The sequence below is a fragment of the Streptomyces sp. CA-210063 genome (assembly GCF_024612015.1).
In the GTDB taxonomy this organism is placed as follows: Bacteria; Actinomycetota; Actinomycetes; order Streptomycetales; family Streptomycetaceae; genus Streptomyces.
In genome coordinates, this window is record NZ_CP102512.1 from 2,779,940 (window position 1) to 2,795,101 (window position 15,162).

Annotated in this window: 10 protein-coding genes; 5 read left to right on the forward strand and 5 right to left on the reverse strand. The window is 70.0% G+C overall.

Annotation, left to right across the window (positions count from 1 at the left end; all coding sequences use genetic code 11):
* Positions 1-71: 71 nt before the first annotated feature.
* The gene (locus tag JIX56_RS11855; RefSeq protein ID WP_257539981.1) at positions 72-554 is read left to right on the forward strand and encodes a lamin tail domain-containing protein; all 483 of its coding nucleotides are present in this window, start codon (positions 72-74) and stop codon (positions 552-554) included.
* 95 nt (positions 555-649) lie between these two features.
* On the opposite strand, the gene JIX56_RS11860 is transcribed toward JIX56_RS11855, so the two are convergent.
* Positions 650-2,590 (reverse strand): acyl-CoA dehydrogenase family protein, encoded by a 1,941-nt coding sequence (locus tag JIX56_RS11860; RefSeq protein ID WP_257539983.1) that lies wholly within the window; start codon positions 2,588-2,590, stop codon positions 650-652.
* 414 nt (positions 2,591-3,004) lie between these two features.
* On the opposite strand from JIX56_RS11860, the gene JIX56_RS11865 reads away from it, so the two are divergent.
* The 4 genes from JIX56_RS11865 (at position 3,005) to JIX56_RS11880 (ending at position 9,159) form a co-directional block, all read left to right on the forward strand.
* Positions 3,005-4,018, forward strand: a complete 1,014-nt coding sequence (locus JIX56_RS11865) for a LacI family DNA-binding transcriptional regulator (RefSeq protein ID WP_257539985.1) — start codon at positions 3,005-3,007, stop codon at positions 4,016-4,018.
* A 162-nt stretch (positions 4,019-4,180) separates the two neighbouring features.
* Positions 4,181-6,232, forward strand: a complete 2,052-nt coding sequence (locus JIX56_RS11870) for a glycoside hydrolase family 31 protein (protein WP_257539987.1) — start codon at positions 4,181-4,183, stop codon at positions 6,230-6,232.
* 390 nt (positions 6,233-6,622) lie between these two features.
* Positions 6,623-7,870, forward strand: a complete 1,248-nt coding sequence (locus JIX56_RS11875; RefSeq protein WP_257539989.1) for an AI-2E family transporter — start codon at positions 6,623-6,625, stop codon at positions 7,868-7,870.
* A gap of 95 nt (positions 7,871-7,965) precedes the next feature.
* The gene (locus JIX56_RS11880) at positions 7,966-9,159 is read left to right on the forward strand and encodes a sulfotransferase family protein (protein WP_257539990.1); all 1,194 of its coding nucleotides are present in this window, start codon (positions 7,966-7,968) and stop codon (positions 9,157-9,159) included.
* A gap of 244 nt (positions 9,160-9,403) precedes the next feature.
* On the opposite strand, the gene JIX56_RS11885 is transcribed toward JIX56_RS11880, so the two are convergent.
* The 4 genes from JIX56_RS11885 to JIX56_RS11900 form a co-directional block, all read right to left on the reverse strand.
* On the reverse strand, positions 9,404-11,911 hold the full coding sequence (locus JIX56_RS11885; RefSeq protein ID WP_257539992.1) for a CBM35 domain-containing protein: 2,508 nt from the start codon (positions 11,909-11,911) through the stop codon (positions 9,404-9,406).
* An 88-nt stretch (positions 11,912-11,999) separates the two neighbouring features.
* Positions 12,000-12,827: a carbohydrate ABC transporter permease gene (locus tag JIX56_RS11890; RefSeq protein WP_257539994.1), complete on the reverse strand. Its 828-nt coding sequence runs from the start codon at positions 12,825-12,827 to the stop codon at positions 12,000-12,002.
* Positions 12,824-13,747: a carbohydrate ABC transporter permease gene (locus JIX56_RS11895; protein ID WP_257539996.1), complete on the reverse strand. Its 924-nt coding sequence runs from the start codon at positions 13,745-13,747 to the stop codon at positions 12,824-12,826. Before JIX56_RS11895 ends, JIX56_RS11890 begins: the two co-directional genes overlap by 4 nt.
* A 40-nt stretch (positions 13,748-13,787) precedes the next feature.
* The gene (locus JIX56_RS11900; RefSeq protein ID WP_257539998.1) at positions 13,788-15,116 is read right to left on the reverse strand and encodes an ABC transporter substrate-binding protein; all 1,329 of its coding nucleotides are present in this window, start codon (positions 15,114-15,116) and stop codon (positions 13,788-13,790) included.
* Between the last annotated feature and the right edge of the window lie 46 nt (positions 15,117-15,162).

Genomic DNA, 15,162 nt, shown 5'->3' on the forward strand with positions numbered 1-15,162 from the left:
GGGGTGATATGACTTCTCCCCTGACTGATCCGAAAGTCGTATCAGCTGATCGTCGGTGGACGACGACGATCATGAACGAGGATCCTGGGGGGATCTCCATGCACAAGCGCATACGCGCTGCCCTGCCCGCGCTCGCCGGAGCCGTGGCTCTCACCGGCACGCTGCTGAGCAGCCCGGCCGAGGCCGCCGGTGGCGTGATCATCTACCGCGTGTACTTCGACAGCCCCGGCAAGGACACGCGGACGAACGTGAGCCTCAACGGTGAGTGGGTGCAGCTCAAGAACACGAGCTCCAAGGCGATCTCGCTGAAGGGCTGGGTGCTGAAGGACCCCCAGAACCACAAGTACACGTTCCTGAACATCAAGATCGGGGCGAAGAAGACCGTCAAGGTCCACACCGGTGCGGGCAAGGACACGGCCACCGACAAGTTCCAGAACCGCAGGGCCTATGTCTGGAACAACACGAGTGACACGGCGACGCTGCTGAAGTCGAACGGGTCGAAGGCGGACGCCTGCTCCTGGAGCACGCGGGACGGCAGCGACAAGTACTGCTGACGCTCCGCGGGCCCGGATGTCGACCGCGGGTCCTCTGTGGCTGGTCGCACAACTCCCCGCGGCCCCCGAAAGACAGGGCGCGGGGAGTTGTGAAGTCACCGGATGCGGCGGTGGACGTTCTCCTTCTTGCTCTCGCCCGGTGTCGCGTCCGCGATCCACGGGCCCTCACCCGACGGGTCGACCACGCCCTGCTCCAGCCACTCGTACGCGCCCCCGAGTACGCCCTTGACCACCTTGCGGTCGAGGTCGTCGGTGTTGCTCCACAGGCGGCCGAAGAGTTCCTCGACGCGGATGCGGGACTGGCGGCAGAAGACGTCGGCGAGTTGGTAGGCCTCGCGGCCGTGGCCCTCTGTGGTGCGCAGGAGTTCGGCGCGTACGACGGCCGCGCTCATCGCGAAGAGTTCGGCGCCGATGTCGACGATCCGGCCCAGGAAGCCCTGCTTGGTCTCCATGCGGCCCTGCCAGCGGGACATGGCGTAGAAGGTGGAGCGGGCCAGCTTGCGGGCCGAGCGCTCGACGTACCGCAGATGCCCGGACAGGTCCGGGTGTCCGGCGGGGTGGAAATCGGCGTACGCGCGCGGGAGCTGGCCCGGGCCCGCGACCAGCTTCGGCAGCCACTTGGCGTAGAAGACGCCCGCGTTCGCGCCCGCTTTCGCCTTGTCGGAGAGCGACTTCTCGGGGTCGATGAGGTCGCCGGCCACGGACAGGTGGGCGTCGACGGCCTCGCGGGCGATCAGCAGGTGCATGATCTCCGTGGAGCCCTCGAAGATGCGGTTGATGCGCAGGTCGCGCAGGACCTGCTCGGCGGGTACGGCCCGTTCGCCGCGCGCCCGCAGGGAGTCCGCCGTCTCGAAACCGCGGCCGCCGCGGATCTGGACCAGTTCGTCGGCGATGCGCCAGCCCATCTCGGAGGCGAAGAGCTTGGCCAGGGCGCCCTCGATGCGGATGTCGTTACGGTCCTCGTCGGCCATCTGGGAGGAGAGGTCCAGGACCGCTTCCAGGGCGAAGGTCGTGGCCGCGATGAAGGAGATCTTCTGCCCGACCGCCTCGTGGTGGGCGACCGGCTTGCCCCACTGCTCACGGGCCGCCGACCACTCGCGGGCGATCTTCAGACACCACTTGCCGGCGGCCACGCAGGACGCCGGGAGCGACAGCCGGCCGGTGTTGAGGGTGGTGAGGGCGATCTTCAGGCCCGCGCCCTCGGGGCCGATACGGTTCGCGGCGGGGACGCGGACCTGGTGGAAGCGGGTGACGCCGTTCTCGATGCCGCGCAGGCCCATGAAGGCGTTGCGGTTCTCGACGATGACGCCGGGCGAGTCGGTCTCCACGACGAAGGCGGTGATGCCGCCCTTGTGGCCCTCGCTCTTCGGCACCCGGGCCATCACGACGAGGAGGTCGGCGACCACGCCGTTGGTGGTCCACAGCTTCACCCCGTCGAGGACGTAGTCGTCCCCGTCGGGCACGGCCGACGTGGCGAGGCGGGCCGGGTCGGAACCGACGTCGGGCTCGGTGAGGAGGAAGGCGCTGATGTCGGTGCGGGCGCAGCGCGGCAGGAACTTCTCCTTCTGTTCGGGGGTGCCGAACAGCTTCAGCGGCTGTGGTACGCCGATCGACTGGTGCGCGGAGAGCAGCACGCCGATCGCCGGGCTGGCCGAGCCCGCCAGGGCCAGCGCCTTGTTGTAGTACACCTGGGTGAGGCCGAGACCGCCGTACTTGGGGTCGATCTTCATGCCGAGGGCGCCGAGTTCCTTGAGCCCGTTGATCACCTCGTCGGGGATGCGGGCCTCACGTTCGATCAGGGCGCCGTCGACCTTCGTCTCGCAGAAGTCGCGGAGCTTGCCCAGGAACTGCTCGCCGCGCCGGACGGCCTCGTCCGTGGGGAGCGGGTGGGGGTGGATGAGGTCGAGGCGGAACCGGCCCAGGAACAGTTCCTTGGCGAAGCTGGGCTTGCGCCAGGCCTGCTCCCGGGCGGCCTCCGCCACCTGGCGGGCCTCACGTTCTGTGACAACGGGCTTCTTGAGGGGTGGGGCGGACATGAGGCTCACCTCGCCGCGAATCGGGATCTTGTACCTCATGGGTACCTGATTGGTTACCGATGGGTGCTACTCGATCGTTGGTACCCGATCCGGGATGACCCCGCCACCCCTCGCGTGCCGTTCGGCCGACGCGTGCCCGCTCTCAGCCGAGGTCCACGGTGGTGCCGCCGAAGGCCACGAAGGCCGCCGTCCGGTTCTAAGCTGGGGACCGGGCGCCTTGAAACGAAGGCCCCCGCCGCACCCGCACCCGTCACTCAGCCATCCCCCCACTCCTCTGGGCGACGGCGAATTATCGAAGCGCTTCGACAACCTATGGACACCCACCCACCGTCGAGCTACTGTCGAGCCACCCTCACTCGCCCTTGTCCTACAGAAGTGCGCTGTCGAAGCGCTTAAACACGCTTGGAGAGCTGGATGGTCACCCTCGCCGAGGTCGCCCAGCACGCCGGAGTCTCGGCGAGCACGGTGAGCTATGTCCTCAGCGGCAAGCGGTCCATCTCCGCCGGTACCCGGCAGCGGGTCGAGCGGAGCATCCAGGAGCTCGGCTACCACCCGAACGCGGGGGCCCGCGCCCTGGCGAGCAACAGGTCGAACATCGTCGCCCTGATGGTCCCGCTGCGCACCGACATGTACGTCCCGGTGATGATGGAGATCGCCATAGCCGTGGCCACCACGGCCCGCACGTACGGCTACGACGTGCTGCTGCTCACCGGCGAGGAGGGCCCCGACGCGGTGCGCCGTGTCACGGGCAGCGGGCTCGCCGACGCGATGATCCTGATGGACGTCGAGCTGGACGACGAGCGGCTGCCGCTGCTGCGCGGCACCGACCAGCCGTCGGTGCTCATCGGGCTGCCGGCCGACACCAGCGGCCTGACCTGTGTCGACCTCGACTTCGGCGCGACGGGCGCGCTGTGCGTGGAGCATCTGGCGAAGCTCGGCCACCGCGACATCGCTGTCATCGGCGAGGCGCCCGCGGTCTACGAACGGCACACCGGTTTCGCCGAGCGAACCCTCGACGGACTCCGTTCCCGGGCAAGGGAGTTGGGCCTGCGCGTACTGCACCGCCCCTGCGAGGGCGGCTACGACGCGATGGCCGCGACCCTGGCCCGGATATTCGACGAACGGCCGGGCACCACGGGGGTCGTCGTACAGAACGAGTCCGCGGTGGAGCCGCTGCTAGCGCTGCTGCGGCAGCAGGGCCGGGCCGTGCCCGAGGACGTCTCGGTGATCGCGGTCTGCCCGGACCAGGTCGCCGTGCAGGCCTCGGTACGGCTGACCTCCGTCGCCATCCCCGCCCAGGAGATGGGCCGACGGGCCGTGGAGCAGCTGATCGCCAAGCTGGAGGGGCGCGACACCGACGAAGTGGTGCTCCTCGCCCCCGAGTTGACGGTCCGCGCGAGCACGGGACCGCTGTCCGCCACGGGCTGAGCCCGCCGACCGAGCCGGTAGGCGGTGCCGCGCCGCCGCGAACGGATGCCGGGGACTCGCCTCCCCGGCCCCCCTGTCCCCGCCTTCCGCCACCACTCCACCGTCCGGCCCACCGGAGCCGAGCCGGGCGTGCCGCCACTCCTCCCTTCCAGGAGCCGTCCCGTGAATCAGCCTGCCGAGAACCACACCCCGACGGGTGAGGTCAGCCTCGCCCAGTCCTCCCCCACCGTCGGCACGTTCCGTGAGCGGGACGGCGCCCTGGAGTGGAGCGGACGCCAGGAGACCCTGCGGATCGAGCCCTGGGGGCCCGACGCCGTCCGGGTCCGCGCCCGCCTCGGCGGCCCGGTCCTCGACGGGCTGCCGGGCGCCCTCCTCGACGAGCCGGAGAGCACCGAGAGCAGCCTCAAGATCGAGGACGGGACGGGACGGCTGACCGTCGGCGCGCTCACCGTCGAGGTCGACGCCGAGGGCCTGATCCGCTACACGCGCACCGCCGACGGCGGCGAGCTGCTGTCCGAGGCCCGCGCCCACTTCTGGTGGCCGGGCTCGCGCCTCTACACCGCCGTCGGCAACGGCTACCACCGCCTGGAGCAGCGCTTCGCCGCGTACGACGACGAGAAGCTGTACGGCCTCGGGCAGCACCAGCACGGGCGGCTCGACCAGAAGGGCCTGGTCCTCGACCTGGTCCAGCGCAACGCCGAGGTCGGCATCCCGGTGCTCACCTCCAGCCGCGGCTACACCCTGCTGTGGAACAACCCGGCGATCGGCCGCGTCGAGCTGGCCGGCAACGGCACCCGCTGGGTCGCCGACTCGGCCCGGCAGATCGACTACTGGATCACCGCGGGCGACCCGGCCGACGCGCAACGCCGCTACAGCGCGGCGACGGGCCGTACGCCGATGCTGCCGGAGTGGGCGGCCGGCTTCTGGCAGTGCAAGCTGCGCTACCGCACACAGGACGAACTCCTCGCCGTGGCCCGGGAGTACAAGCGGCGCGGCCTGCCCATCGACGTCATCGTCTGCGACTTCTTCCACTGGACGCATCTGGGTGAGTGGAAGTTCGACCTCGCCGAGTGGCCCGACCCGGCGGCCATGGTCCGTGAGCTGGACGAGCTGGGCATCAGGCTGGTGGTGTCCGTGTGGCCGTCGGTCTCGCCGCTGAGCGAGAACCACCACCTGATGGAGCAGCGCGGCTACTTCATCGGCACGCAGTACGGCCCGATGGCGCACGCCGACTGGCCGGACAAGGAGGTAGCGTCGACGGTCCAGGTGGCCTTCTACGACGCGACGAACCCCGAGGCGCGCGAGTTCGTGTGGTCGCGCGTGAAGGAGAACTACCTGGAGCCGTACGGCATCAAGGCGTTCTGGCTGGACGCCTGCGAGCCGGAGATCAAGCCGGGCTTCCAGGAGAACCTGCGCTACTGGGCGGGACCCGGCCTGGAGGTCGGCAACATCTACCCGGCCGAGAGCGCGCGCACCTTCTACGAGGGGCTGAAGGCGACCGGCGAGGACGAGATCGTCTCCCTCAACCGTTCGGCGTGGGCGGGCAGTCAGCGGTGGGGCGCCGCGCTGTGGTCCGGTGACATCGGGACCGACTTCCCCACCCTGCGCCGGCAGATCGCGGCGGGGCTCAACACCGCGTTGTCCGGTATCCCCTGGTGGAACACCGACATCGGCGGCTTCCACGGCGGCGACCCCGACGATCCGGCGTACCGCGAGGTGATGGTGCGCTGGTTCCAGTTCGGGGCGTTCTCCCCGCTGATGCGGCTGCACGGCTTCCGGGAGCCCGGAATGCCGCTGGGACCGGCCATGACCGGTGGGCCCAACGAGGTCTGGTCGTACGGGGAGGAGGCCGGGGCGATCCTGGAGCGGTATCTGCGGCTGCGGGAGCGGTTGAAGCCGTATGTGCTGCGGGTCATGCGGGAGGCCCATGAGGAGGGGCTGCCGGTGATGCGGCCGCTGTTCCTGGAGTTCCCCGAGGACGAGCGGGCCTGGTCGGTCGACGACGCGTATCTGTTCGGGCGGGATGTGCTGGTGGCGCCGGTGCTGGAGGCGGGGGTGACGCGTTGGACGGTTTACCTTCCGGCGGGGGCGCGGTGGGCCGACGCGTGGACCGGGGAGGCGTATGAGGGTGGTCGGTCGGTGACCGTGGATGCTCCGCTGGATCGGATTCCGGTGTTTCTGCGGGACGGGGTGTCCTTGCCGATCGCCGAGTAGGCCCCGGCGTGGGGGTGGGCCGGGTGGGGTTCTGCGGCTCGGCGGTTACGAGGTGCCGCTGCGCCCACCCTCCCCCATCGCCCCAGCGGCACGATTGCCCGCAGTGGGGTGTGACGGCGGTGGGGCGTGACGGCGGTGGTCACCGCGCTGACCTCGACGCCCGTCGAACTCGCCGAAGTCGCCCGGTCGTTGCGGACGCGGACGTTCCTGCGGTTCCGGTTCCCCGGTGCGCTGCCGCAGCTCTTCGTCGGGCTGAAGGTGGCGATGTGGTGGTGGAGCGGCGGACCGGCCCGATCGCCGTTCGTCGGCCGGGTCTACGCTATGGCGCCACGGCCATCCCATGATCTTCAGGGGTGTGCGCGACCTCTGAGTGAGTGGAGATGACCGGGGATGAACAGCCGTACGGGAGACCCTCGCGCGACGCGCGGGGGGCGGCCGGGCCGTCGGGGCGGGGCCGCACGCAGACCCGTCCACCGGACGCGGACGACGATACGCACGACCGGCGCGTACCTCGACGCGCCGAGGCCGGTCGCCCCTCCGGCGGCGGTCGTCCCCCGTGGTTTCCTGCCGGGGCCCGCGCGGCACATCGCCGGGTGGAGCGCGCTCATACTGCTGGTGACCGGTGTCGTGTCCGTGGGCGTGTGGATCTGCGTGACGTTCCAGACCGCGGTCACGCCGGTGCTGATCGCGCTGCTCGGTACGGCGCTGCTCGGCCCGCTGCACCGGCGGCTGGTCGCGATGAAGTTCAACAAGTCCCTTGCCGCCGGGCTCACTTGTGCGGCCGTGATCGTGGTGATGGGCGGGGCCGCGTACATCGTGGTGGCCGCGCTGATCGACACCGGTGATCAGATCATCTCCTCGCTGCGGGACGCGGCGAAGTCGCTCAGCGACGAGTTCGGGCTGGCGGGGACGTCGCTGGACGACCTGGCGAAGAACGCGAAGGAACTGCTGTCGAAGTTCGGCGGCACCGCGGCCTCCGGGGTGCTCAGCGGGGTCAGCGCGGTCAGTGAGTTCGCCACGATGGCGATCCTGGCGATGCTGCTGATGTTCTTCTTCCTGCGGGACTCCGACAAGGCGGTGGCGTCCCTGCACACGCTCGCGCCGCGCGGCACCGGTGACACCCTGGAGGTGATGGCCCGGCGCGCGTTCCGGGCGATCGAGGGCTATATGCGCGGGACGACGCTCATCGCCTTCATCGACGCCGTCTGTATCGCCGTCGGCCTGCTGATCCTCCAGGTGCCGGGCGCCGTCGGCCTCGGCGCGCTGGTGTTCGTCGGCGCGTACATCCCGTATCTGGGCGCGTTCCTGTCGGGCGCGGTGGCGATCCTCGTCGCGTTCGCGGACCGCGGTCTGGTGACGGCTCTGTGGGCGGTCGGCGTCGTCTTCGCGGTGCAGATCCTCGAAGGGAACGTGCTCCAGCCGATGATCCACAGCCGGACCGTGCAGATGCACCCGGCGGCGATCCTGCTGGCCCTGACGGCGGGCGCCTCCATCGCCGGCATCCTCGGCATGCTCCTCGCGGTGCCGCTCACCGCGGCGGCGTCCGGTGTGCTGTCGGAGCTGCGGACGCGGTACGGCGACGGGGCGGGCGGGCCGGCACCCCGGCAGACGCGGGAGGCCGCCGCGGCGGCAGGATGATCAGCGGCGCCCGCACCACCCGGGCAGGCGCCGACCGCACCCGCACCCGCACCCGCACCCGCGCCCGCGCCCGCGCCCGGAAGGAAGCTCGAGCCGTGTCCTCCACTCCTGTCCCCCTCTCCCTGACCCTGGCCAATCTCTTACTCCGGCCGGCACTCGGCTCCCGGCGCGACCCCGACCGGGTCTTCGACCGGATCGTCGCCAAGGCCGGGCAGGCGGAGGGGGACGAGTGGTTCGTCGACGGCTTCCGGTTCCTGCTGCGGGAGTGGGCTCGGGACGACGGCCTGTCTCCGGTCGGCTGGCAGTCCGCGCAGGCCCATGTGCGCCGGCATCTCACCAACCGGGCCCGGATCCGGCGGCTGATCGCCGAGAACCCGGCCATCGAGCGGGAGACCGTCGAGCGGCCGGTGTTCGTGGTGGGTCTGCCGCGCACCGCCACCACCCTCACCCACGGTGTGCTGTCCCTCTCGGACGAGCACCGCTGCCCGCAGCTGTGGGAGTTGCTCGCGCCCGGCCTCGAACCCTCGCCCCAGCAGCGGCAGAAGGCGATCACGTCCGCGCGCCGGATGCTCGGCGGCACCCAGAGGCTCGCCCCGCGTTTCCGCGAGATCCACCCCATGACGGCCGAGGGCCCGGAGGAGTGCACCTTCCTCCTGCCGCACGCCCTGGTGCCGCTGTCCCAGGCCCACATACCGGCGTACCACGCCTGGCACTTCGAGCGGGACTTCGTCCCCGACTACCGCCACCTCAAGCAGGCCTTCCAGGTGCTCCAGTACGGCCGCCCGCGCCGCCGCTGGATCCTGAAGTCGCCCTTCCACACCGGCAACCTCGACGCGCTGTTCTCCGTGTTCCCCGACGCCACGCTCGTGTGGACGCACCGCGACCCGGCGACCGCCGTCGCCTCGTTCTGCAGCCTGGTCGAGGTGGGCATGGTCCTCTCCCGCCGCACGGTCGACCTGAACCACCTCGGCGCCACCTGGCTCGACCTGCTGAGCCGCTCCGTGCGACGCGGTCTCGCGGCCCGTGCCGGCATCCCGCGCGAGGCTGTGGTGGACGTGCCGTACTCCTGGCTCGGCTCCGACCCGGCCTCGGGCGCCCCGAAGCTGTACGACGCCGTCGGCGCCCGCTGGACCGACGCCGACGCCGCCCGGCTCCCCGAGGTCGCCACCGGCCTCAAGGGCTCCCGCCCCCACCGCTACGACCTGGCCCGCTACGGGCTCACCCGCGAGGACGTCGCGTCGGCGTTCACGGAGTACAACGCCCTGCGGGCCGAGGTCGACCCGGCCTGAACCCGTACGGCACGGGCCGGCTCCGCACCCGCGCGGAGCCGGCCCGTGCCGGGCGTCCTAGGTCCTGTCGTTTGGATCACGCCTGGGCCGCGGGGCGTGGCACGCGCATCTGCGGCGTTGTCGTCGGTTGCCAACGCTCCGCGTTGACGCCCTCCTCCGCCTTGCAGCTGCACGCACCACGCCCCGCTCACCGGCAGTCACCAGGCACCGCAACCCGAAGTCGGCATGATCCAAACGACAGGCCCTAGCCGATGACCCGGCCCACCTCGATCCGGTCGATGTTCGGCGCCCACGCGCCCGCGTTCGCGAAGGTCACCTTGTTGGCGCCCTTCTTCAGGTCGACAGGGACGCCGACCGTCCAGTAGTCGTCCCAGCTCCAGGTGTTCTTGAAGGTGACCTTCCGCGGGGCGCCGGTCCCGACCGTGATGTCCGCCGTGCGGGACATGATGTCCGTGTTGTAGGCGTGGCCGTTGTCCCGGCGGTCGTTGTGCGCGTAGTGGACGACCAGCACGTAGCGGCCGGAGGCCGGCGCGTCCACGGTGAACTCGGCGGTGCTGTCGGGGCTGTTGCCGAGCCAGCCGATGTACGAGCCGGCGGAGGCGTACACCGAGTCGACGAGCTTGGCGCCGCCCGCGAGGGTGGCCTCGGCGCCCTCGTAGGACAGGACGCCCGAGGTGGAGCCGTCGCCCGAGACGTCGAGGGAGCGGACGGCGGTGTGCTTGGCGGTCGCCTCGACCCGGTTGTTGCCCGCGACCAGGTACAGCCGCAGCGGCCGGCCGGGCACCGCCGCCACCGACTGGCCGTGCAGGGCGAGCTTCACCGGCGCCGACGCCCGGGGCACCACCCGGTAGTAGCCGTCGCGCGGGGCGTACACGTCGAAGACCGCCTTGTCGCCCGAGCGCAGCACGAGCGCGCCGGTGCCGACACCGGCCGACGAGGAGTAGTCGTAGGACGGCTTGCCGCTGATGTCCGCGAGCGTGGCCTCGTACGAGGCGGCGGGCTCGCCGGTGCGCGCGGTGAGGTCGACGCGGTCGAGGGTGACCTCGGCGTCGCCCTTGGCGAGGGTCAACCGGTGGGTGCCCGCCGGGAGTTGGACGGTGAGGTCCTTCTTGGCGCGGTAGGTCCAGTTCTCGGTGGAGGGGTAGGTGACGGTGACCGGGTCGCCGCCGTCGACCAACAGTTTCTGGGTGGCGGGGGTCCCGGACTGGTTGCCGTAGAGGATCGCCAGGTCGTACGTGCCGTCCTTCGGGACCGACACCGTGAAGTCGACCTTGCTGGTGGCCTGGTTGAGCGAGCCGACGTCCTTGGTGCCGGAGGCCGCGTAGCCGTTGGCGTTGCTGACGGTGCCCTGGGTGTAGACCTTGCCGTCGGTGATCGCGGCGTCCTCGGCCTCGTAGGAGCCGGTCCAGGGGGTGGAGACGGCGGAGGGGGTGCCGGAGCCGCCGGGGGTGAGGACGACGCGGTACGCGGACATCTTGTGCAGGCCCCGCAGCGGGACCGTCACCGTGCCGTCGTCCGCGATCCGCACCTTCGTCCGGGCGAGGACGCGCGGCGTGGCGTGCTGGCCCTCGTAGCCGGACCAGGCGGCCTCGGCGACGGTCGCGGTGACGGTACGGCCGAAGAGGGACCGGGGGACCTTCTGGACGACGACGTCCGTGTCGCCGGCGGAGCCACCGAGCAGGACCTGGGCCTGGCGGCGGGAGGCGTCGAGGGAGGCGAGACCCTGGAGGGTGTCGATGGTGTCGGCCTGCGGCGGGGTCACCTTGACGGTGTCGCCGGTCAGGCCGGCGTACCAGCGGAAGAGCCACCAGCCGCCGTTGGGGATGTTGGAGCGGACGACGTTGCCGTCCATGTTCCCGGCGGCGTCCCAGTACGCCTGGTTGGCGTACACCTTGTTCCGCTCGAACATCGAGACCCACTGGACGAGTTGACCGGGGACGGAGAGGTCACGCCGGTTGGCGTACTCGTCGATGTTGATCGGCAGCGGGTCGATCCCCAACCGCCGCTCAATGGACCGGTAGTCGTCGTAGTGGCCCTGGAAGTCGCGGAGCGAACCCGAGCCCAGTTCGTGCCAGGTCATCACCTGGGGCAGCACGTTCTCCCGCTTGGCGAACGTGAGGAAGTCCGTGAGCAGACGGGTGTGGTAGCCGGCCTCGTTGGGGCCGGCGATCCGCGCGTCCGGGTCGATGGCTCGGATGCGCTCGTACACCGTCTTCCAGTCCCGGAAGAACCGGTCGCGGTTGACCTCGTACTGCGCCTGGTCGGCGACGTCGAGCTTGTACCAGATCTGGTCGGGCTCGTTGAACGGGATGTAGACGAAGCGGTCGCTGTTCGGGTCGGCCGCGACCTCCTTGACGATCTTGTCGACCTTGGGGAGGTAGTCGTCGATGCCGAGGTCCTCGTAGGGCCACTTGGCGTAGATGTCCTGCATCATCACGTTGATCTCGCCGCCGCCGTTGCGGAAGAACGACTTGGAGACGGTCAGCGCGTCGCCGTTGGGGTGCTGGGCGCCGCCCTCCGGCTTCTGCGAGATGCTGGTGATCTTCAGGGGGGCGAGGGCCGCGTCGCTGGGCACCCCGTCGTCGCTGAGCCCGTACAGCGCGCCGTTGGCGCCGAGCATCACCGGGCCCTCGGAGGCGGAGAGGTCGACGGTGAGGCGCTGCGGGTCGATGGGGGTACCTCCCGCTCGAGCGAAGTCGAGAGTGGGGGAGGCCGCCGCGGACGATCCGGTGGCGGGGAGGGTGCCTGCCATGGCGGTGACTCCAAGTAGTGCTGTGACCAGGGCGGTTCTCGATCGGGATCTCGTACCGGTGCGGGGGCTCACTGTGTTGGACCTCCAGTCATTTGACGGCTCCACTGGTGATTCCGGACACGATCTTTCGCTGGCCGACGAGGAAGACGGCGACCATCGGCAGGCTCATCACCACGACGTACGCGAAGACGAGATGCCAGTTGTTGAGGTAGAGCTGGGCGCTCGCGACCTTGTAGAGGTTGAGCGGGAGGGTGGCCCGGTCTCCGCCGCCGAGGACGAAGAAGGCGTAGAAGATGTCGCTCCAGGCGTAGAGCATCACCATGATCGTCGCGGTGGCGATGACCGGCCTGAGGAGCGGAAGGACGATCCGCGCGAAGATCCGGAACGGTTTCGCCCCGTCGATCCGGGCCGCTTCCTCCAGTTCCACGGGGATGGCGCGGATGAAGCCCGTCATGAAGAAGATCGACGTGGAGAGGTACATCCCGGTGTAGACGGCGATCATTCCGGGCCGGGTGCCCGCCAGACCGAGCTGCCGCAGCTCCATCACGATGGTGATGACGGCCGGTGGCAGCAGCAGTCCGCTGATGCACAGCGCGTACGCCGCCGAGACCAGCTTGGACTTGCGGCGCGCGAAGACCCAGGCGGCGCCCGCGCCGAGGATCAGCACGAGGACCACCGAAGGGACCACGACGAGCAGGGAGTTGAGGAGGCCGCGCAGCATCTCGCCCTGGGCGACGGCGTCCTTGTAGTTGGTGCCGGGCTGCCAGTGCTCCGGCAGGTCCAGGTTCGGCTCGATGGCCTCCGCCTGCGGCTTGGCGGAGGTGACGAGGACCAGCCACAGGGGGACGCCGACGGCGAGCCCGGCGATGAGGAGGACGAGGGCCGGGCGGCCGTATCGCCACATCACCGTACTCATAGCAGCTGCTCCCTTCGCCGCAACCCGATGACCAGCGGGATCGCTACGGCGACCACGACCAGGAAGAGGACCAGGCTCATCGCGGAGGCCTGGGCGTACAGGCCCTGTCCGAAGATCCGGAACATGTAGATGTTGAAGACCTCCGTGGAGGCGGCGGGTCCGCCGCCGGTGGTGGCCTGCACGATGTCGAAGGTGTTCATCGAGCCGATGAGCGCCGTGGTGACGTTGAAGGTGAGGGCCGGCGCGAGCATCGGCCAGCGCACCGACCAGAAGGTCCGCCAGGGGCCGGCCCCGTCCATGCGCGCGGCTTCGAGCATGTCGCCCGGGATGCCCTTCAGTCCCGCCAGATAGATCAGCATCGACAGGCCCATCCACTTCCAGCCGTGGATGAGCGTGACGACGACGAGCGTCCAGGTCGTGGAGCCCAGCCAGGGAACGTCCGTGCCCAGCACGGAGTTGACCGCGCCGTCCTGGTCGAGGAGCGCCTGGAAGACGTAGCCCGTGGCGAGGGCCGAGATGAGCACCGGCAGGAAGAAGACGGCACGGAAGATCCGGTTGAAGCGGGTGTCGTCCTCCAGCAGCAGGGCCAGGACCAGCCCGAAGCCGTTCTGGAAGACCGCCGCGAGCAGGGCGTACAGCAGGGTGGTGCGGATCGCGCGGACGAGGGTGCCGTCGTCGGCGATGGTCGTGAAGTTGTCGAGGCCGGTGAAGGCGATGTCCGGGTGGTAGGAGGACCAATTGGTGAACGGGTAGTAGAAGTTGAGCAGGTTGGGCACCAGGAAGAAGCCCGCGAAGACGACGATCGCGGGGAGCGCGAACCACCAGGGGTGGTGCACGGCGGCGCGGGGCAACCGCCCCACGCGCCGGGGTTCGCCTCTCGTGGGTGCCTGTTTGTTCGTACGTATGGCCGTGTCCGCCATCGGAAGCCCTGTCTGTCCCTGGCCCTGCCTCTCCCTCCGGTCAGAAACCGGGCGCGCCCTGGGCCTTCGCCACCTGTGCGAACTGGTCCTGGATGGCCTGGGCGACCTGCTGCGGGCTCTTCTTGTCGAAGAGCATGTCGGCGAGGTAGAGGTGCGTGTCCGGGGCGACGATCGCCTTGGCCTGGAAGACGCCGATGGCGGTGGGCAGCGCCGCGACCTGGGCCTTCGACGTCTGCGGGAGCCCGTCCGGGGTGGGCACGGACGGCTGTACGGACGGGATCTTCATCGCCTTGATGTAGTCGGCGTAGTCGGGGCCGAGCCAGAAGGCGAGGAACTGGCGGGCCGCGTTCTGCCGCTTCTCGTCACCGGTCCTGAAGGCGACGACCCCGTTGGTCTGGTCGGGCGAATACAGGCCGGTGGCGGCGGAGTTGGCGATCGGGAACCAGCCGATCTTCTCGTCGATCTCCGCGGTGGAGTACTTGGCCTGCAACTGGCTCTGGAAGGAGGTGACGTTGAGGACCATGCCCGCCTCGCCCTTCCACAGCGCGTCGGCCTGCCCGGTGAAGGTGCCGGTCCGGTAGTTCTTCTGGGCGAGTCCCGCGTCGAGCAGCTTCTCCTTGTACTTCTTGATCGCGCCCACGACGACCGGGTCGGTCCACTTCTCCTTGTTCTCGTTCAGGTCCGCCCACCACTGCTTGTCGAGGTCGGTGAGCTGCACCTGCATCTGCCACTGGAGGGGCCACTTGTCGCCGCCGGCCTCGTAGAAGGCGGCCGCGTCGGTCTTGTCGGTGACCGTGTGCCCGAGGGCCAGCAGTTCGTCGTACGACTTCGGGAAGTCCTTCTCGGCGAGGCCGGCCTGCTTGAAGACGTCCTTGTTGTAGTAGACGCCGAGCATGGCGGGGCTGGTGACGATCGCCGCGTACCGCTTGCCGTCGATGATGCCGAGCGACTTCTCGGTGTCGCCGAGCTTGGATTCCCACGGCTCCCCGTCGAGGGTGAGGAGGTTCTGCCGCGGCTGGACGAAGGGGAGGGTGGAGATGGACGGCTGCCAGAACATCAGGTCGGGGCGGTCGCCGGAGGCGAGCTTGGTCGGCACGTTCTGCTCGTACAGGTCCGGGACCGCCTGGGTCTCCACCTCGGCGCCGGTGGCCTTCTCGAAGGCGTCGATGACCTGCTGGGGCGCGTTCACCGTGTTCTGCGCGGTCCACATGGTCAGCTTCACGCCGTCGAGGCGGGCGGTGGGGTCGACGGCCGCGTTCTTCGTGTCCGTGTCCGCGCCGGAGGTCCCCGCCGTGGGATCGCTGCACGCGGTGGCGGCCAGGCCGAGGGCGCAGATGAGGGCCAGCGTCGGGAGAGCTCTTGTCTTCATCGCGTGCCTTTCGAGAACAGGTGGTTCAGGGCAGGGCGAGATGCGG